This window comes from Micromonospora sp. B006 (assembly GCF_003408515.1).
Lineage (GTDB): Bacteria > Actinomycetota > Actinomycetes > Mycobacteriales > Micromonosporaceae > Micromonospora > Micromonospora echinospora_A.
On the sequence record NZ_CP030865.1, the window covers coordinates 3,917,281 to 3,935,297 of the forward strand.

Below are 18,017 nucleotides of genomic sequence, written 5' to 3' on the forward strand. Positions count from 1 at the left end.
GGCGCTCAGTCATAGATCGCCTCCACCAGCCACTGCCCGCCCTCGACCGCGAGCAGCAGGGCGGCACCGTCGGCCAGGCACACCTGGAACCGGGCCCGGCGGCGCGCCTCGGCCGGCGCCCACCAGCGCTCGTCCACCGGCCACGGACCGGCCCACCCGGTGATCTCGGCCGGGCGGCCGTCGCCGACGGTGAGCCAGGCCGGCGCCGCGCTGACCGCCAGCCGGGCGCTCACCACGACCGGCTCCCCGGCGGCGTCACGCACGTCGGCCGACAACGGGGTGGGCAGCACCACGGCCGGCGACGGCGGCGGAATCCTTCCCGGCCACGGCGGCTCGGCCACCGCCCGGCCCCGCCCGCCCCGTCGCACCGCACGGCCCCCAGGGGGTACGACGACAGAGGTTCCCGCCGCCGCCGAGCCCGCAGGAACGTCTTCTGAACGGTGTCCGGACACCGGTGCCGGGGCGGGTGGCGGGCCGGGACGGGCGGGCGCCCGCTCGTCGCCCCACGGCACGAGGCGCACCTGGTCGGCCGGGGAACGCCCGCCGCCGAGCACCGCGGTGACCACCGCCTCGGGGCCGAGGATGCCCTGCACCCGGCTCAGCGCGCGGTGCGCCCGCTCCCGCTCCGCACCGGTCTCCCCCCACAGCCCGGGTTGCAGGCCCGCCTGGGCGAGCACCCCGTCGGGTACCAGTCGCAACCGGACGATCCCGGCGGTCGGGCGGGCCGGGCGGGCCCCGCCCCGGCCGTTGCTGCCGGAGAGCCAGCCGTCGAGCTGCCAGCGGACCCGGTCGGCGATGGCCGCGGCGGTGAGCAGGCCGTCGTGCCGCCAGACCCGGTGCAGCTCCTGGCCGTGCGCGGTGACCGCCTCGATGCCGAGCCGGGTGCAGGCCAGCCCGTACGCGGCCAGCCGCTCGTGCAGCAGTTCGGCGAGCGTCCGGGCGGCGAACGCGGCGGCGTCGACCCGGTCGACCGGCTCGTCGTAGTCGGCGGTGACGACCAGGTCGGCGGGCGGCTGCCGGACCGCGAGCGGGCGGTCGTCCCGGCCACCGGCGAGCCGGTGCGCCAGCGCGCCGTCGAAGCCGAACCGGGCCAGCACGTCCCCGGCTGGCAGCGCCGCGAAGTCGCCGAGGGTGCGGACGCCGAGCCGGCGCAGCAGGTCCGCCAGAGCGGGCCGGCCGAGTGCCTCGACCGGACGGCCGGCCAGGAACTCGCGGGTGCCGCCGGGGACCACGATCCGTCCCTCCCGGGCGGCCAGCCCGGCCGCGAACACCCCGTCGGCGATGCCGGCCTGGCTCTCCACCGCGCAGCTCTGCGCGACGTGCTCGACGATCCGCTCGGCCGCCGCCTCCTCGCCGCCGAGGTAGCGGCTCGGCCCCCGGGCCGCGGTGGCGCAGGCGCCGGGCCGGATCACCTCGACGCCGGCGACCACCTCCTCCACGGCGGCCACCACCGGCTCGAACGCCCGCGCGTCCCGGCCGGGGTCGTGGTCGACCACCGTCAGGTGCGGGCAGCGCCCCTGCGCCTCCCGGCGGCGCAGCCCGCGCCGGATCCCCTCGGCGCGGGCCCGCTCGGAGCAGGCGACCACCCGGTTGGCGTGCAGCACCACGACCGGGTCGGTGGCGGGCACCCCGTCGACGATCTCGGCGGCGAGGACCGGCCAGTCCGGGCACCAGAGCAGCAGCGTCCGCTGCGGTGCGCCGCTCATGCCGGACCGGCCGCGGCGAGCGTACGGGCGGGCGGGGCCACCACGCGCAGCCGGCGCGACGGCGCGGCGGACGGTGCGCCGAGCCCGGCCGAGCGGGGGATCACCCGGGTCAGCTCGTCGCCGGGCAGCCACACCTTGATCTCCTTGGGGCGGGCGGCGGCGCCTCGCCCACGGGCCGAGACGGTCACCTCGCGGCGGCGCAGCCGCCCGCGACCCGGGCCGAGCCCCTGCCAGACGCCCCGGACCACCTGAAGCGTCACGTCCGCGCCGTCCCACCGGCCGTACGGAACCAGCACGCTTCCGCGCTGCCGGGCACGGGCGGCCAGCCGGGTGGCGACCGAGCCGGCGACAGTGGCCGGCACGGCGGTGACCACCACGTCGACCCCGTCGATGAGCGCGGCGACCACAGTGGGCCACTCCGGCCCGGGATCGGGCACCAGGGCCAGCCGGTCCAGGGCGATGCCCGCCTCGGCCGCCGCGCCGGCCCCGAAGGTGGGTACGCCGACCACGGCGCACCACGAGCCGGCCCGGGACGCCTCGGCGAGCAGCGCGAGGATCAGCGAGGTGGCGCCGCTGCGCCGGGGCTGGCCGGCGCCGATCGCGACGGTGCTGCCGCGGCGCAGGCCACGGTTGGGCAGCAGCCCGGTCAGCTCGGCCCGGACGGGAAGCACCCGGTGGCCGCCGGCCGGGTCGGGCGCGCTCGCCGGCCGGACCAGCTCGGCCAGGGCGGCGGAGCCGACCACCATGCGGCCCGCCATCGGACCAACCCCCCGTCGTGTTTCGCCACGGGTCCCGCCCGTGGATGGTGCTGTGGATCGTGTGCTGTGGATCGTGTCGGTGCTGCGGCACGCGGTGCCGTTGGTGCGGCGCCCGGCCACCCGGGGTCCCGCCGGTGGTGGCCGGGCGCCACGAATCAGGCGGCTGCCGCTCCGGGCCGCGACGGCGGGGAGTCGGAGGCGCCGCGCCGCAGGGGCCGGGGCAGGCCGTCGAGCGCCGGCTGGTGCGCCAGGCCGAGCGCGGTCTCCACCACTGTCACGAACTCCTCGGCGGCGCGCAGCAGGTCGTCGGCCTCCCGGGCGGTGACCACGCGGGGGATGCCGGCCTCGGCGGCGGCCCGCTTGCTCGCGCCGGCCGCGAAGTAGACGGCCCACTCGTCCAGCTCGGGGGCGACGGTGGCGAGCAGCACCCAGACGCTGGTGATCCGGTTCCGCCGGGTGGGCGCGGGACGGGCCCGGGCGGCGAGCACGGCGGCGGCGGCGCGCAGCGCCGCCAGGTGGGCGGCGGCGTACCGGAGGCCGTCGGGACGGGTGCGGGCGGCCTCGGCCAGCCCGTCGCGGGCCACCGCGAGCAACTGGGCGGGGGTGCGGTGCGGCAGCACGTGCGCGGGCACCGTGGGCGCCTGGGCCGGACTGGTCGGCATGGGTCTCTCCTCCGCGTGTGGCCGGGGCGGGCGGTCGAGCGACGGAAACCGTCGCCCGGTCGCCCGGAGCGGTCGGTGCGGAGGAAGACGCACCTTGAGGTGGCGGGCCGGCCGGGTGTGGACGCTTCCCCACACCCACCCCCGGCCGGCGTACCGGCGGGTCCGTCGCCCGCCGCCCGGGGGTCGTGGGCGGCGGGCGACGACCTGCCTGACGGGCCCGGACTCGCGACTGTCCGAACCCGGTGCGGCCCGCGGTGCCGCACCTCCCGGAAACCGGTGCCGCGAAACACCGTCTCCGGAGCGTTCGACGGGTGCGCGACCGGCTCGAACCGGGGCCGGTCAGCCGGGGAGCTGAGCCGATGCCGTTCGGACTGGGCCGAACTTCGAACCGGAATCGAACACTCGTTCTAACTACCCTGACAGTACACCTCCCCCCCGACGAAAACGCAACGTGTGACGCGCCGGGGACACACGGGAGGACCACGGCCCCCGGCGGGGCCGTACCGGGGTGAGGGAAGAATGGGGTCATGCAGCCACACCCGAACGTGCAGGCGGTGCAGCGCGCGCTCGACGAGGCGGGCGCGCGGGTCGGATCGGGCGAGGCCAGCCTCGTCCGACTGCTGCCCGACGCGGTGCACACCGCCGCCGCCGCGGCCGAGGCGCTCGGCGTCGCCGTCGGCGCCATCGCCAACTCGCTGATCTTCGACGCGGACGGCGCGCCGCTGCTGGTGCTCACCTCCGGCGCGCACCGGGTGGACACCGCGGGGCTCGCCGCCACGCTGGGCGTGACCCGGCTGCGCCGGGCCACCCCGGAATTCGTCAAGCGGCACACCGGGCAGGTGATCGGCGGCGTCGCCCCGGTCGGCCACCCCGCGCCGCTGCGCACCGTCGTCGACACCGCCCTGACCGGGTACGACGAGGTGTGGGCCGCAGGCGGCGTACCCCGGGCGGTGTTCCCCACCACGTACGCGGAACTGCTGCGGATCACCGCCGGCGCTCCGGCCGAGGTGGCGTGAACCCCGAACTCGTCACGCTGCACGTGTGGCGTGTGCCCCGGCGGGCCGTACCCGGTGTGCTGGCCCGGATGGCCACCCACCCGGCGCGGCTGCGCCGCCTGCCCGGCGTCCGCTTCGCCAAGCTGCTCGGCACCGGGACCGGCACCGGATTCGGCCCCGGCGACGCCGACCTGACCCGGTGGGCCGCGCTCGTGGTCTGGGACTCCCCCGCCGACGCGGCCGGCTTCGACGCCTCCCCTGTCGCCCGGTCCTGGGCCCGGATCGCCCGCGCCGCGGTGCGGGTGGACCTGCGCCCGCTGACCAGCCGCGGCCGGTGGTCCGGCCGGGAGCCGTTCGGCGCGCCGTCGGGCGGACGGGTCACCGGGCCGGTGCTGGCGCTGACCCGGGCCCGGCTGCGGACCCGCCGGGCGGCCACGTTCTGGCGGGCGATCCCCCCGGTCGCCGCCGAGCTGCACACCGCGCCCGGCCTGCTCGCCCGCTTCGGCGTCGGCGAGGCGCCGCTGGGCTGGCAGGGCACGGTGAGCGTGTGGCGCGACCCGGCGGACCTGGTCGCGTTCGCGTACCGTTCCCCCGAGCACCGCGCCGCGATCACCCGCACCCCCACCGAGGGCTGGTACGCGGAGGAACTGTTCGCGCGGTTCGCGGTGGGCGACGTGGCCGGCGACCGCACGGTGCTCGGCTGGGCCGCCGAGGACGACCCGGAAACAGCGAGAGGGTACGCATGAGGCTGGTGCGGTGGACGCCGGACGACCTGGTCCGGCGGCTGGACGACGTGGTGGCCGTCTACGGCGAGGCGATGGGCTACCGGCCCGACCTGCTGGAGGCCCGCCGCGGCTACATCGCCACCCACGTACGCCGGCCCGGCTTCCGCGCCGTCGCCAGCCTGACCAGCGAGGGACACCTGGCCGGCTTCGGGTACGGCTACCGGGGCGCCACCGGGCAGTGGTGGCACGACCAGGTGCACCGGGCGCTGAACGCGCAGGCCCGGCAGCGCTGGCTGACCCACCCGTTCGAGGTGGTCGAGCTGCACGTCCGCCCGCCCGCGCAGGGGCACGGCCTGGGCGCCCGCCAGTTGCGCGCGCTGCTCGCCGTGGCCGAGGGCGACACCACGCTGCTGTCCACCCCGGAGGCCGACGAGGAGAAGTCCCGGGCCTGGCGGCTGTACCGCCGGTTCGGTTTCGTCGACGTCCTGCGGCACTTCCACTTCCCCGGCGACGAGCGGCCGTTCGGCGTGCTCGGCCGGGACCTGCCGCTGCCCCCGCCGGACGAGTCATGAAAGCCCGGTTGCCCTGGGCGCTGCTGGCCGCGCTGATCCTCGCCCAGATCTGCTACCCGCTCACCGGCGGCTCCACCCGGGCCGGGCTGACAGTGGCCACCGTGGTGCTCGGCTGGCTGCTCTCGGTCGGCCACGCGCTGCTCACCCGCGGCGCCCGTACCGCCGTCGCGCTGGTCGCGGTCGTCACCGGCGGCGGGTTCGCGGTGGAGGCGATCGGCGTGGCCACCGGCTTCCCGTTCGGCACCTACGACTACTCCGGCGAGCTGGGCCCGAAGCTGGCCGGGGTGCCGCTGATCATCCCGCTGGCCTGGACCTGGATGGCCTGGCCGGCGTGGCTCACCGCGGTCCGGCTCGTCCGCTCCCGCCTCGCCCGGATCGCGCTCTCGGCGGTGGGGCTGGCCGCCTGGGACCTGTTCCTCGACCCGCAGATGGTGGCCGAGGGCTACTGGACCTGGCGCGACGCCACCCCGGCTCTGCCCGGGCTACCCGGCATCCCGGTCAGCAACTATCTGGGCTGGCTGGGCTTCGCGGTGCTGCTGGCGGTCGCGCTGCGCCCGCTCGCCGGGCCGTCGGTGGACCGGGTCGGCGGCCGGGACGCGCCGATGTTCGCGCTCTACCTCTGGACGTACGCCTCCAGCGTGCTGGCGCACGCGGTGTTCCTGCGGCTGCCGGCGTCGGCGCTGTGGGGCGCGGCCGGGATGGCGGTGGCGGCGGTGCCGCTGGCGGTGACGCTGTGGCGGGCCCGCCGGGACCGGGCCGCCGAGCCGGAGCCGGCGCCGCGCGTCGACGCCCCGGCATGATCGCCGCCCTCGCGCTGGCCGCGGCGGTCGCCGCGCTCACCGGGCACACGCTCGTCAACGCGTACGCCTGGCTGCGCCGCCCCACCGCCGGCCCGGCCGAGGTGACCGAGCCGGTGGCGGTGCTGCTGCCGCTGCGCGACGAGGCCGAGCGGGTCAACCCGTGCCTGCGCGCGCTGCTGGCCCAGCGCGGCGTGCCGGGCCTGCGGATCGTGGTGCTCGACGACGGATCGACCGACGGCACCGCCGACGTGGTCCGCGCGGTGGCCGGCGACGATCCCCGCCTCACGCTGCTCACCGGCGTCGCCACGCCGCCCGGCTGGCTGGGCAAGCCGCACGCCTGCTGGCAGCTCGCCACCCGTACCGCCCCGGAGCCGACGGTGCTGGCCTTCGTCGACGCGGACGTGGTGCTCACCCCGTACGCGGTGGCGGCGGCGGTGACCGAGTTGCGCGCGGCCGATGCGGCGCTGCTGTCGCCGTACCCCCGGATCGTGGTGCGGACGGCGGCCGACCGGCTGGTGCAGCCGCTGCTGCAGTGGTTGTGGCTGACGTTCCTGCCGCTGCGCGCGATGGAGCGCTCGCGGCGGCCCTCCCTCGCGGCGGCGGGCGGGCAGTTCCTGGTCGTGGACCGGGCCGGCTACCTGCGGGCCGGCGGGCACGCGGCGGTGGCCGACAAAGTGCTGGAGGACATCGAGCTGGCCCGGGCGGTGAAACGAGCAGGCGGGCGGATCGCGCTCGCCGACGGGTCCCGGCTGGCGTCCTGCCGGATGTACGACACCTGGCCGCAGCTGCGCGACGGCTACACCAAGTCGCTGTGGGCGACGTTCGGGCACCCCACCGCCGCGGCGGCCGTGCTGGCGCTGCTGGTCGCGCTCTACGTCGCGCCGCCGCTGCTGGCCCTCGGCGCGTTGCTGGCCGGCGCGCCGGCGGTGGCCGCGGTGGCGTTCCTGGCCTACCTGGCCGGGGTCGCCGGGCGGGTGGTCAGCGCCCGCGCCACCGGCGGGCGGGCGTGGCCCGACGCGCTGGCACACCCCGTGTCGGTCGTGGTCCTCGGTTGGCTGACCGTCCGGTCGTACCATCTGCGGAAGCGACGCCGGCTCACCTGGCGGGGTCGCCCGGTCACCTAGGAGGGGCACGCCATGGCGCGCATCGTGGTCATCGGCGCCGGCGTGGGCGGGCTCGCCGCCGCCGCCCGGCTCGCGGTCACCGGGCACGAGGTCACCGTCCTCGAACGGGCCGGCACGGTCGGAGGCAAGCTCGGCCGGTACGCCCACCACACCCCGGAGGGGGTGTGGCACTTCGACACCGGGCCGAGCCTGTTCACCCTGCCGCAGGTCTTCCACGACCTGTTCGAGGCGACCGGCGCGAAGCTCGACGAATACCTCGACGTGGTCCCGCTGGACCCGATCGTGCGGCACGTCTTCCCCGGCGGCGGGCCCGCGCTCGACTCCTGCGCCGACCCGGACGAGTTCGCCGCCCGGATCGGCGCCGCGTTCGGCGACCGGTCCGCCGCCGACTGGCGCGGGCTGCGGCGGCGCGCCGGCCGGGTGTGGGCGGCCTCGCACCGGGACATCCTGCGCCGTACCGTCGACTCGCCCCGCGACCTGGCCGCGCTGGCCTGGCGGCTGGGCGACCTGGCCGCCATCGGCCCCGGCCGTACGCTGCGCGGGCTGGGCCGCCGTCACCTGTCCGACCCGCGGCTGCGGATGCTGCTGGACCGGTACGCCACGTACACCGGCGCCGACCCGCGCCGCGCCCCGGCCGCGCTCGTCGCCGTCCCCTACGCCGAACTGGCGTACGGCGGCTGGTACCTGCGCGGCGGGCTGGGCACGCTCGCCGACGCGCTGCTGTCCCGCTGCCTGGACCTCGGCGTGGTGGTACGCACCGACGCCACGGTCACCCGGATCGACGCCGCGGGCGGCCGGGTGCACGGGGTACGCGTGGCCGGGTCCGCCGCGCCGGTGCCGGCCGACGTGGTGGTCGCCAACGTGGACGCGCTCACCGTCTACCGGAACCTGCTGCCCGACCCGCGCCGGCTGGCCGCGCTCACCGACCGCAGCCTGGCCGGGTTCGTGCTGCTGCTGGGCGTACGCGGCGACTCCGGGCTGGCCCACCACAACGTCTTCTTCCCCCGCGACTACGACGCCGAGTTCGACGCCGTCTTCGGCGACCCGGGTCGCGGGGTGCGGGCCCGCCCGGCGCCGGACCCGACCGTGTTCGTCACCGCGGCCGACGACCCGGCGGTCCGCCCGGACGGCCACGAGGCGTGGTTCGTGCTCGTCAACGCGCCCCGGCACGGCACCGCCGCGAGCGCTGTGGACTGGCGGCGGCCCGGCCTGGCCGAGGCGTACGCGGACCGGATCCTCGACGTGCTGGCCGAACGCGGCGCCGACGTGCGCGACCGGCTGGTGTTCCGGGAGATCCGCACCCCGGCCGACCTGGACGCGGCCACCGGCGCGCCGGGCGGGGCGATCTACGGCACCGCGGGCGGGCTGCTGCGCCCGGCCAACCGGGGCCCGGTCGCCGGGCTCTGGCTGGTCGGCGGCTCCAGCCACCCCGGCGGCGGCCTGCCCATGGTGACGCTGTCCGCGGAGATCGTCGCCGAGGCGGTCGGCCCGGCCTGGTGAGGTGTAAGGAAGGGCCCCTTCTTAACGCCTCCGGTAGAGGAAGGGCCCCTTCTTAACGCGGGCAGCCCGCCGCGCGGCGGACAGCGCGGGCAGCGCGGGCGGCGCGGGCACGGACGGTCAGCCGGCGTCGACCAGGGCGCGGCGGACGGCGGAGAGCAACTGGCCGAGGCCGAACCCGGCGAGCAGCACCCAGACCGTGGTGGCCATGGTGATGGTGCCGGCGGTCAGGTCGGCGTCGATCAGGCCGGTGAGCCCGGCGACCAGCAGCCCGACCAGAGCGACGCTGACCCGGGTCGGCCGCTCGCCCACCGTCACCGCGCCGATCTCCCGCATCCCGGCCGACACCGCGCGCGCCCGCACGTACTCGTGCAGCCAGGACAGGCCACCGGCCGCCGCGACCAGCGCGCCCGGCGCGCCGAGCAGCCAGAACGCGATCAGCCAGGCCACCTCGCCGAGCCGGTCGGCGACCGAGTCGTAGACGTAGCCCAGGCGGGTGGTGCGGCCGGTGGCGACCGCCACCGCGCCGTCGACGCTGTCGGCCACCGCGGCCAGCAGCACGAACAACGCGCCCAGGAACGGCCCGTCGCCGGGCCGCTCCACGAACAGGGGTACGCAGAAGCAGAGCAGCACCCCGAACACGGTCACCGGGGTGGGACCGACGCGCAGCCGGCCCAGCACGTAGCCCACGTGGTAGGCGAAGCGCAGCCAGGCACGCACCACCGGCGCGGCGGTACGCGGATCGAAGCCGCCGTGCAGCCGCGCCCACGCCGTCGCGTACTGGTCCCAGTTCAGCTGTGTGCCCACCACGGATCAACCGTAGAAGCACGGCGCGGGTGTCGTGTGGCGGGTGGTCACACCCGTGCGGCCGCGCGCAGTCGCTGCCACACCTCGCGGGTCGCGGTGGACCGGTTGAGCGTGATGAAGTGGATCCCGGGCACGCCCTCGTCGAGGAGCTTCTCGCACATCTCGCTCGCCTGCTCGACGCCGAGGCGGCGCACCGCCTCGGGGTCGTCGGCCACCCGCTCGAACCGCTCGGCGAGCGCCGGCGGGAACGGCGCGCCGGACAGATGCACCGAGCGTTCGATGGTGCCGATCTGGGTCACCGGCATCACCCCGGCCAGGATCGGCGTGTCGCAGCCCGCGGCGGCCACCCGGTCGCGCAGCCGCAGGTAGTCGTCGGCGTCGAAGAACATCTGGGTGACGGCGAACTCCGCGCCCGCCCGGCACTTGCGGACGAAGTACGCGGTGTCGCTGGCCACGTCCGGCGACCGCGGGTGCTTGTACGGGAAGGCGGCAACCCCGACGCTGAAGTCACCGCTGTCCCGTACCAGCCGGACCAGGTCCTCGGCGTACCGGACGCCTTCGGGGTGGGCGATCCACTCGCCGCCCGGGTCGCCCGGCGGGTCGCCCCGCACGGCCAGCACGTTGCGCACCCCGACCGAGGCCAGCCGGCCGATCACGTGCCGCAGCTCGGCCACCGAGTGGTTCACGGCGGTGAGGTGCGCCATCGGCAGCAGCGTGGTCTCGGTGGCGATCCGCTCGGTCACCGCCACCGTGGTGTCGCGGGTCGAGCCGCCCGCGCCGTAGGTGATCGAGACGAACGAGGGGCGCAGCGACTCGAGCTCCCGGATGGCCTGCCAGAGCAGTTTCTCCCCGGCCTGCGTCTTCGGCGGGAAGAACTCGAAGGAGAACGTCGGGCGGCCGTCACGGATCAGCTCCCCGATGGCCGGCTGGGGATTGGGGAGGACCGAGGGAAGACCGAGCGCCACGGACCGACTGTAGCCGGGAGCGCCCGGCTTACCGAGCGTCTTCCCAGCCCGCGAACACTCCGCGGCGCGACGTCGTACCCCGGGGGTAGAAAGACCACAGCGCGGTGGGGCGGCCGACGGCCGTCCCGGGGGCCCGCGCGGGGGTCGCCACGACTGTGACGCGCCGGCGCCGGCCGGGCGTCCGCGTCGCCATCCGCGCCGTCGCCCCGGAGGTCACCATGATCCCGTCCTCGCCGCCCGGCCCGCGCCTGCTCGGGCCGCTCCTGGCCGAGCTGCGGGCCGCCCGCGGCTGGAGCCAGCAGCGGCTCGCCGCCGAACTCTGCGCCGCCTCCGGCGTGCCCACCCTGACCCGGCACGAGGTGTCCCGCTGGGAGCGCCAGCTCCGGCTCCCCGGCGACTTCTGGTCCGCCTGGCTGGCGACGGTCCTGGGCGTGCCGGGCGAGCTGCTCGCCGGGGCCGCCGCCAGCAGCCGCCGGCTCGGCGCGACGCCCGTCGCCGTCGACCCGGCCGGGTCCCGCGCCCGGCTGGCGCTGCTCACCCTGGCGCACCGCTGGGCCGCCGACCCGGGTGGCGGCACGCTGGCCGGCCCGTTCACCGGCCCGGCGACGCCGCCGGTCGCCGGCCCGGCCACCGGCGACGGGTACGGGCCGCCCGCCGCCGACGACAGCGCCGGCTCCGGTCGGCGGCACCCGGCGGACGGGGCGTCGCTGGCCACGCTGCGGCGCTGGGACGACCTGCTCGGCGGCGGCGACCTCGCCGGGCTCGGCACGCGCCGGCTGCGCCGCTCGGTCCGCGGCTACCGGCGCGCCGGGCCCGCCGGCCGGCGGCGGATGCTGCCGTCGCTGGCCGAGTCGGCGCAGCTCGCCGGGTGGCTGGCCGCCGACGCCGGCGACCTCACCGGCGGCCTGGTCGCCTACCGGCTGGCGCTGCGGGCCGCGATGGCCGCCGGGGAGCCGCCGCTGGCCGGGCACGTGCTCGGGTCGGCCAGCCACCTGCTGGCCGACGCCGGCGACCCGGCCGGCGCGCTGGCCCTGGCCCGGATCGGGTACGCGGCCAGCCGCGCCGCCGCCTCCCCCGGGCTGCAGGCGCTGCTGCTGCACCGGGTCGCGCTCGCCGCCGCGCTCGGCGGGCGGCGTCGCGCCGCCGGCCAGGCGCTGGCCGGCGCCGACCGGGCCGGGCCTCCGGAGCCCGGCCGGGAGCCGCCCTGGCTGTACTGGCTGGACGCGGCCGAGCTGGCCGCGATGACCGGGCGCACGCTCGTCGCGCTGGGTCGTCCCGCCGCGGCCGTGCCGCTGCTGACGCCCGTGGTGACTGCGCTGGGCCGCCCGCGCCGCTCAGCGGTGTACGGCGGCTGGCTGGCCCGCGGGCACCTGGGGCTCGGCGCGGAGCCCGAGGCGTGCGCGGTGGCCGGCGAGGCGCTGCTCAACGCGGTCCGCTCCGGCTCGCCCCGGGCCGTGGGCCAGCTCACCGAGTTCCGCCGCGGGCTGACCCGCCGTCCGCCCGGACCGGCGACCCGGGGGTACGCGCGGCTGCTCGCGGCGGCCCGTCCGTACCTGCCGTCGCGGCACCGATGGCGACCGTCACCGCCGGTGAGCTGCGAGGCACGCCGGGACGGTGGCACGACGGGAGCGGGCCCGAACCGCTAGCGTCGTGGCGTGACCCACGCTGCTCCTGTTTCCCCCGTCGACCGTGCCGGCCTGCGTCAGCGGATCGACAAGGCGCTCACCGAGTTCCTGGCCGGCCAGCGCGGCTGGCTGACCGCCGTCGACGACGGCCTGCTGCCCGTCGCCGAGGCGATCGAGGCGTTCGTGCTGGGCGGCGGCAAGCGGCTGCGCCCGGCCTTCGGCTACTGGGGCTACCGGGGTGCCGGCGGGGTCGACTCCGACCAGGTCGTCGCCGCCCTGGCCGCGCTGGAGTTCGTGCAGGCCAGCGCGCTGATTCACGACGACCTGATGGACCGGTCGGACACCCGGCGGGGCGAGCCTGCGGTGCACCGCAGGTTCGCCGCCCGGCACCGGGCGGCCGGCTGGGGCGGCGACGCGGACGCCTTCGGCGACTCGGCCGCGATCCTGCTGGGCGACCTGTGCCTGGTCTGGTCCGACGAGCTGCTGCACTCCTCCGGCCTGGCGCCGGCGACGGTGGCCCGGGCCCGGCCGATCTTCGACGAGATGCGCACCGAGGTGACCGTCGGGCAGTACCTGGACGTGCTGACCCAGGCGACCGCGGACACCTCGCTCGACCGGGCGGCCAAGGTGGCCCGGTACAAGTCGGCGAAGTACACGGTCGAACGGCCGCTGCTGCTGGGCGCCGCGCTGGCCGGCGCCCAGCCCGAGGTGCACGCCGCCTACTCCGCGTACGGGCTGCCGCTGGGTGAGGCGTTCCAGCTTCGCGACGACGTGCTGGGCGTGTTCGGCGACCCGGAGCTCACCGGCAAGCCGGCCGGTGACGACCTGCGCGAGGGCAAGCGGACGTACCTGGTGGCGGCGGCCCTGGAGACGCTCGACCAGGCCGGCCGGGAGGCGCTGCTGGCCGGGCTCGGCGTACCGGACCTGGACGCGGCCGGGGTGGACCGGCTGCGCGAGCTGATCACCACAAGCGGCGCGCTGGAGCGCGCCGAACAGCACATCGCCGCACTCACCGAGAGCGCGCTCGCCGCGCTCACCGCCGTCGACCTGGACACCGAGGCCCGCCAGGCGCTGGTGGACCTGGCCATAGCCGCCACCCGCCGCCCCGCCTGACGGCCCCTGCCCACGCCCACTCTCCCCCGCCACGCCCGCCTCCGAAGCGGTCGATCATGAAGTTGGCGGCACTTTTGGAGATCGACTTCGCCGCCAACTTCATGATCAACGAGGACGGGAGGGCCGGGGCCCGGGTGGGTGAAGGGTGGGGCTAGAAGCCCACGGCCTGGGCTCGGCGTTTGACCTCGCGGGCCAGGTCGCCGCCGAGCGCGACGGCCGGGGTGCCGGGAAGCGACGGGTCCTCCCGGTAGAGCCAGCGCAGCGCCTCCTCGTCGTCGTACCCGGCGTCGTCGAGCAGGTTGAGCACGCCGGGCAGGTGCTTGAGCACGGTGTGGTTGGCCACCAGGTCGGCCGGGACGCGGCGGACGCCGTCACGGCGCACCGCGAGCAGTTCGCGGTCGCGGATCATCTGGTGCACCTTGCTGATCGACAGGTCCAGGCGCTCGGCCACGTCGGGCAGCGTCAGCCAGCCGGCCGGGTCGGCCGGTCCGGCCAGGTCGGCGCCGGTCTCGGCGGGTACGGAATCGGTCACCCGACCACCCTGCCACGTGCCCGCCGGATCCGGTGCACGGCACCCCCGGACCGGCCCGCGAGCGCGCCGGGCCACCGGTGTCCCAACCCGGCGGTAGCATCCTGTTCTACGTTCACCCTTCCGACACATAGACTGCCTGCCGATGGACACACAGGTCGCCGACACGTTGCTGGGCTCGCTGATCGAGGGGCGCTACCGCATTCGCGGGCGCGTCGCCCGTGGTGGCATGGCGACCGTGTACACCGCCACCGACGAGCGCCTGGAGCGCACCGTGGCGGTCAAGATCATTCACCCGACCCAGGCGCCACAGGCCCGGGCCCGGATGGCCGGCTTCGTCGAGCGGTTCACCGACGAGGCGAAGACGATCGCCCGGCTCACCCACCCGAACGTGGTGGCGGTCTACGACCAGGGCATCCACGCCGGCCTGCCGTACCTGGTGATGGAGTACGTGCGCGGCCGCACGCTGCGTGACGTGCTCGCCGAGCGCCGCCGGCTGAATCCGGACGAGGCGCTCGCGATCACCGAGCAGGTGCTCGCCGCGCTCGCCGCCGCGCACCGGGCCGGCCTGGTGCACCGGGACGTCAAACCGGAGAACGTCCTGGTCGCCGAGGTGCCCGCCGGCGGCAGCCGCGACCTGGTCGACAGCGTGGTCAAGGTGGCCGACTTCGGGCTGGCCCGGGCCGTCGAGGCGAGCGCGGAGGACGAGAACGGCAACCAGCTCATGGCGACAGTGGCGTACGTGGCGCCGGAGCTGGTCACCCAGGGCCACGCCGACCCGCGCACCGACGTCTACTCGGCCGGCATCGTGCTGTTCGAGATGCTCACCGGCCGGGTGCCCTACGACGGCGACCGCCCGGTGGAGGTCGCCTGGCAGCACGTCGACCGGGACGTGCCTCCCCCGTCGACGCTGGTTCCGGCGCTGCCGCCGGCTGTCGACGCGCTCGTCGCCCGGGCCACCCGGCGGGACCCGGCCGCCCGTCCGGCCGACGCCGCGGCGCTGCTGACCGAGGTGCAGGCGGCCCGCGAGGAGTTGGGCAACCCGCACGCGCACACCGCCGTGCTGCGCCAGCTCAGCGACGACACGGCGGTGCTGAGCCAGCCGACGCAGGTGGTGGCCGCGCTGCAGCCGATCGAGCGCCCGGCGTGGGCCCGGCTGCCCGAGGGCGCCGCCACGCAGCGCCCGCACCGCCGCCGCGCCGCCGACCCGGAGGGGATGGGCGCCCGCTTCGCCGCCCTGCGTACCCGGATCATGGGCTCGCCGCGCGGCCGGCTGGCCGTCGCCGCGGCGGTCGTGGTGCTCGGCCTGGTCGCCGCCGTCGGCGGCTGGTGGTTCGGGGTGGGCCGCTACACGGTCGCGCCGCAGATGGTGAGCCTCACGAAGGCCGAGGCCGAGGCGCAGGCCCAGCGCGGTGGTTTCACGCTGCGCTACGCCGACCCCCGGTACGACGAGAACGTCCCGAAGGACACCGTGCTCGGCCAGGCGCCGGGCTCGGCCGCCCGGATCGTCAAGGGCGGCACGATCACGCTGACCCTGTCGCTCGGCCCGGAGCGCCTGCCGGTGCCGGACGTGGTGGGTAAGGACTTCGCGCTGGCCCAGGTCGAGCTGGAGGGTCTCAACCTGGTCGCGGCCAAGGGCAGCTCCCGCTACGACGACGCGCTGCCGGCGGGTGTCGTGCTGGCGACCGACCCGAAGGTGGGGACGGTGGTCAAGCCCGGGGCCAAGGTGACGCTGATCCTCAGCAAGGGCCGCGCCCCGGTGAGCGTGCCCGACCTGGTCGGCAAGAGCCTCACCGAGGCGCGCGCCATCCTCGCGCGGCTCGGGCTCAAGCCGGTGGAGAACGTCAAGGACTCCGACAAGCCGAAGGACGAGATCCTCGGCCAGAGTCCGGCGGACGGCACCGGCGTGGAGAAGGGCGCCCAGGTCAAGCTGGAGATCAGCAAGGGCCCGCCGCAGGTGGCCGTCCCCCGGGTGATCGACATGCCCTGCCAGCAGGCCAAGCAGACGCTGGAGAGCCAGGGCTTCCCGGTCAACGTGCAGCTCAACCCGAACGGCATCGTCCGGATCCAGAACCCGGCCGAGAACACGCCGGTGCCGCCGGGCACGACGGTCACTGTGACGTGCCTGTGAGCGCCGCGAACGGGTGCCGGCCGGTGGGGTCGCACACCCCCACCTCCGGTGGCCTGGCGCGGGCGGCCCTGCCGTACGCGGAGGCGGCCGAGTCCGAGGTGGTGCAGGTCTACGTCTCGAACTCGCGTGGCTGGGCGCTGCCGGCCGGTGACCCGGCGCAGGACGCGCTGTTCCGCGACGGCTGCGGCGAGCGTGGCCTGCCCGTGTTCATCCACGCGTCGCTGCTGGTCAACCTCGGCTCCCCCACCCCGGCGACGGTGACCCGGTCGGCGGAGACGCTCGCGCACGCGCTGAAGCGGGGCCGGGCGATCGGCGCCGAGGGCGTGGTGTTCCACGCCGGCAGCTCGGTGGACGCCGGGCACGCCGAGGCGGCCCTGCGGCAGGTCCGGGAGTCGCTGCTCCCGCTGCTCGACGAGGCCGCGGCCACCGGCGGACCGATGCTGCTGGTCGAGCCGAGCGCCGGTGGCGGCCGGTCACTGGCGTCCCGGGTCGAGCACCTCGGCCCCTACCTGGACGCGGTCGACCGGCACCCGATGCTGGGGGTCTGCTTCGACACCTGTCACGCCTGGGCGGCCGGGCACGACCTGGCCGCCGAGGGCGGCATGACCGCCACGCTCGACACGCTGGTCGCCACCGTGGGCGCCGGCCGGCTGCGGCTGGTGCACGCGAACGACTCGAAGGACCTGTGCGGCTCCACCCGGGACCGGCACGAGAACATCGGCAAGGGCACCATCGGCGAGCCGGCGTTCGCCGAGCTGATGCGCCATCCGGCGACGGCCGGCGTGCCGGTGCTGGTGGAGACCCCCACGGAGAAGCACGTCGGCCACGCCGCCGACATCGCCACCCTCAAACGCCTCCGCCCCTGACGGGTCCCCCCTCACCCCACCGCCGGCCCCGGCCGCCCCGGTGATCAAGGAGTTTGTGTCCGGTTCCGGCGCGGAACAGGACGCCAACTCCTTGATCACCGCCGGCGAAGGCGGGGCCGGTCAGGCGCGCAGGGTGGTGTTCAGGATGGTGGCGGCGCTGTCGATCTGCTCGTCGGTGACGTCCAGGTGGGTCACCAGCCGGGCGGTACGCGGGCCGAGCACCGAGATCAGCAGGCCGGCTGCCCGCGCGGCGGCGGCCAGCGCGTGCGCGTCCAGCGGGTGCTTGGTCAGGTCCAGCGGCACGATGTTGGTGCGCGCCACCGACGCGAGCACCCCGTGCGGGGCGACCGCCTCGGCCAGCCGGGCCGCCTTGGCGTGGTCCTCGGCGAGGCGCTCGACGTGGTGCGCCAGCGCGTACCGGCCGGCGGCGGCGAGGATGCCCACCTGCCGCATGCCACCGCCCATCCGCTTGCGCAGGACCCGCGCGCGGGCGATCTTCTCCGCGCTGCCCACCACCAGCGAGCCGACAGGCGCGCCGAGGCCCTTGGAGAGGCAGACCGACAGCGTGTCGAACAGCACGCCGTACTCGGCCAGCGGCACCCCGTCCGCGACGTGCGCGTGCCAGATCCGGGCGCCGTCGCAGTGCAGCGCCACCCCGTGCTCGTCGGCGACCTCGCGCAGGCGACGCAGCGTCGGCAGCGGGATCACCCCGCCGCCGCCCCGGTTGTGGGTCTGCTCCACGGCGATCGCGCGGGTGGGCACCGCGAAGTAGCCGTCGGGCCGGATCATCCCGGCGACCACGTCGGGGTCCAGCTCCGCGCCCACCGCCGGCCACGTCCGCGAGGAGATCCCACCGTACGCGGCGGCGGCCCCCACCTCGTACGTGACCACGTGCGCGTCGGCGTCGCAGAGCAACTCGTCGCCGGGCGGCACGTGCAACTGGAGCGCGAGCTGGTTGGCCATCGACCCGCTCGGGGCGAACAGCGCCGCCTCGTGGCCGAACAACGCGGCCACCTCCGCCTCCAGGGCGGCGACCGTGGGGTCCTCGCCGTAGACGTCGTCGCCCACCTCGGCGGCGGCCATCGCCTCCCGCATCCCCGGCGTCGGCCGGGTCACGGTGTCCGTCCGCAGATCGATCAGAT

At 76.7% G+C, this 18,017-nt stretch carries 17 protein-coding genes; 10 read left to right on the forward strand and 7 right to left on the reverse strand.

The features are described from left to right. Positions 1-5: 5 nt before the first annotated feature. From MicB006_RS17355 to MicB006_RS17365, 3 genes are all read right to left on the reverse strand, one after another. Entirely contained in the window at positions 6-1,706 is a 1,701-nt protein-coding gene (locus MicB006_RS17355) for a DNA polymerase Y family protein (RefSeq protein ID WP_116507483.1), read from the reverse strand. Continuing rightward, positions 1,703-2,464 carry a hypothetical protein gene (locus tag MicB006_RS17360; RefSeq protein WP_116507485.1) on the reverse strand — a complete coding sequence of 254 codons (762 nt, stop codon included), beginning with the start codon at positions 2,462-2,464 and terminating at the stop codon, positions 1,703-1,705. The genes MicB006_RS17355 and MicB006_RS17360 overlap by 4 nt, the downstream gene beginning before the upstream one ends. A 155-nt stretch (positions 2,465-2,619) precedes the next feature. Further along, positions 2,620-3,126 (reverse strand): SAV_6107 family HEPN domain-containing protein, encoded by a 507-nt coding sequence (locus MicB006_RS17365; RefSeq protein WP_116507487.1) that lies wholly within the window; start codon positions 3,124-3,126, stop codon positions 2,620-2,622. 527 nt (positions 3,127-3,653) lie between these two features. Between MicB006_RS17365 and MicB006_RS17370 the strand changes: the two genes are divergently transcribed. Genes MicB006_RS17370 through MicB006_RS17395 form a run of 6 tightly spaced genes read left to right on the forward strand, consistent with a single transcriptional unit; the run spans position 3,654 to position 8,842 of the window. Then, entirely contained in the window at positions 3,654-4,142 is a 489-nt protein-coding gene (locus MicB006_RS17370) for a YbaK/EbsC family protein (protein WP_116507489.1), read from the forward strand. After that, positions 4,139-4,867: a monooxygenase gene (locus MicB006_RS17375; RefSeq protein ID WP_116507491.1), complete on the forward strand. Its 729-nt coding sequence runs from the start codon at positions 4,139-4,141 to the stop codon at positions 4,865-4,867. The genes MicB006_RS17370 and MicB006_RS17375 overlap by 4 nt, the downstream gene beginning before the upstream one ends. Next, the gene (locus MicB006_RS17380; RefSeq protein WP_116507493.1) at positions 4,864-5,418 is read left to right on the forward strand and encodes a GNAT family N-acetyltransferase; all 555 of its coding nucleotides are present in this window, start codon (positions 4,864-4,866) and stop codon (positions 5,416-5,418) included. The genes MicB006_RS17375 and MicB006_RS17380 overlap by 4 nt, the downstream gene beginning before the upstream one ends. Further along, positions 5,415-6,218 (forward strand): carotenoid biosynthesis protein, encoded by an 804-nt coding sequence (locus MicB006_RS17385; protein WP_116507495.1) that lies wholly within the window; start codon positions 5,415-5,417, stop codon positions 6,216-6,218. The genes MicB006_RS17380 and MicB006_RS17385 overlap by 4 nt, the downstream gene beginning before the upstream one ends. Then, positions 6,215-7,342, forward strand: coding sequence for a glycosyltransferase family 2 protein (locus MicB006_RS17390; RefSeq protein ID WP_116511507.1), 1,128 nt, complete (start codon positions 6,215-6,217; stop codon positions 7,340-7,342). The genes MicB006_RS17385 and MicB006_RS17390 overlap by 4 nt, the downstream gene beginning before the upstream one ends. A 12-nt stretch (positions 7,343-7,354) precedes the next feature. Further along, a complete protein-coding gene (locus MicB006_RS17395) occupies positions 7,355-8,842 on the forward strand; it encodes an NAD(P)/FAD-dependent oxidoreductase (protein WP_116507497.1) in 1,488 nt (495 codons plus the stop codon). Positions 8,843-8,959: 117 nt separating this feature from the next. Here the strand turns inward: MicB006_RS17395 and MicB006_RS17400 are convergent, their stop codons facing one another. Together MicB006_RS17400 and metF are read right to left on the reverse strand one after the other, a co-directional pair. Continuing rightward, positions 8,960-9,649 carry a CDP-alcohol phosphatidyltransferase family protein gene (locus MicB006_RS17400; protein WP_073831031.1) on the reverse strand — a complete coding sequence of 230 codons (690 nt, stop codon included), beginning with the start codon at positions 9,647-9,649 and terminating at the stop codon, positions 8,960-8,962. Positions 9,650-9,693: 44 nt separating this feature from the next. Then, positions 9,694-10,611, reverse strand: a complete 918-nt coding sequence (gene metF, locus MicB006_RS17405; protein WP_116507499.1) for a methylenetetrahydrofolate reductase [NAD(P)H] — start codon at positions 10,609-10,611, stop codon at positions 9,694-9,696. Between the two features lie 155 nt (positions 10,612-10,766). Here metF and MicB006_RS17410 point away from each other — a divergent pair, with 155 nt between their 5' ends. Continuing rightward, entirely contained in the window at positions 10,767-12,257 is a 1,491-nt protein-coding gene (locus MicB006_RS17410) for a helix-turn-helix transcriptional regulator (protein WP_225980398.1), read from the forward strand. Between the two features lie 9 nt (positions 12,258-12,266). Then, entirely contained in the window at positions 12,267-13,349 is a 1,083-nt protein-coding gene (locus tag MicB006_RS17415; RefSeq protein ID WP_116507501.1) for a polyprenyl synthetase family protein, read from the forward strand. Between the two features lie 151 nt (positions 13,350-13,500). Here MicB006_RS17415 and MicB006_RS17420 read toward each other — a convergent pair whose 3' ends face one another. Then, positions 13,501-13,881 (reverse strand): Rv2175c family DNA-binding protein, encoded by a 381-nt coding sequence (locus MicB006_RS17420; protein ID WP_116507503.1) that lies wholly within the window; start codon positions 13,879-13,881, stop codon positions 13,501-13,503. A 142-nt stretch (positions 13,882-14,023) separates the two neighbouring features. On the opposite strand from MicB006_RS17420, the gene pknB reads away from it, so the two are divergent. Together pknB and MicB006_RS17430 are read left to right on the forward strand one after the other, a co-directional pair. Then, the gene (gene pknB / locus MicB006_RS17425; protein WP_116507505.1) at positions 14,024-16,009 is read left to right on the forward strand and encodes a Stk1 family PASTA domain-containing Ser/Thr kinase; all 1,986 of its coding nucleotides are present in this window, start codon (positions 14,024-14,026) and stop codon (positions 16,007-16,009) included. Positions 16,010-16,032: 23 nt separating this feature from the next. Next, positions 16,033-16,875: a deoxyribonuclease IV gene (locus MicB006_RS17430; RefSeq protein WP_116511511.1), complete on the forward strand. Its 843-nt coding sequence runs from the start codon at positions 16,033-16,035 to the stop codon at positions 16,873-16,875. 120 nt (positions 16,876-16,995) lie between these two features. Here the strand turns inward: MicB006_RS17430 and MicB006_RS17435 are convergent, their stop codons facing one another. Continuing rightward, entirely contained in the window at positions 16,996-18,015 is a 1,020-nt protein-coding gene (locus MicB006_RS17435) for a low specificity L-threonine aldolase (protein ID WP_116511513.1), read from the reverse strand. Between the last annotated feature and the right edge of the window lie 2 nt (positions 18,016-18,017).

Bases quoted from the DNA above. Each gene is read 5' to 3' on its own strand.
- MicB006_RS17390 (WP_116511507.1), top strand. From the start codon at position 6,215: ATGATCGCCGCCCTCGCGCTGGCCGCGGCGGTCGCCGCGCTCACCGGG.
- MicB006_RS17370 (WP_116507489.1), top strand. From the start codon at position 3,654: ATGCAGCCACACCCGAACGTGCAGGCGGTGCAGCGCGCGCTCGACGAG.
- pknB (WP_116507505.1), top strand. From the start codon at position 14,024: ATGGACACACAGGTCGCCGACACGTTGCTGGGCTCGCTGATCGAGGGG.
- MicB006_RS17395 (WP_116507497.1), top strand. From the start codon at position 7,355: ATGGCGCGCATCGTGGTCATCGGCGCCGGCGTGGGCGGGCTCGCCGCC.
- MicB006_RS17360 (WP_116507485.1), bottom strand. From the start codon at position 2,464: ATGGCGGGCCGCATGGTGGTCGGCTCCGCCGCCCTGGCCGAGCTGGTC.
- MicB006_RS17385 (WP_116507495.1), top strand. From the start codon at position 5,415: ATGAAAGCCCGGTTGCCCTGGGCGCTGCTGGCCGCGCTGATCCTCGCC.
- MicB006_RS17365 (WP_116507487.1), bottom strand. From the start codon at position 3,126: ATGCCGACCAGTCCGGCCCAGGCGCCCACGGTGCCCGCGCACGTGCTG.
- MicB006_RS17380 (WP_116507493.1), top strand. From the start codon at position 4,864: ATGAGGCTGGTGCGGTGGACGCCGGACGACCTGGTCCGGCGGCTGGAC.
- MicB006_RS17355 (WP_116507483.1), bottom strand. From the start codon at position 1,706: ATGAGCGGCGCACCGCAGCGGACGCTGCTGCTCTGGTGCCCGGACTGG.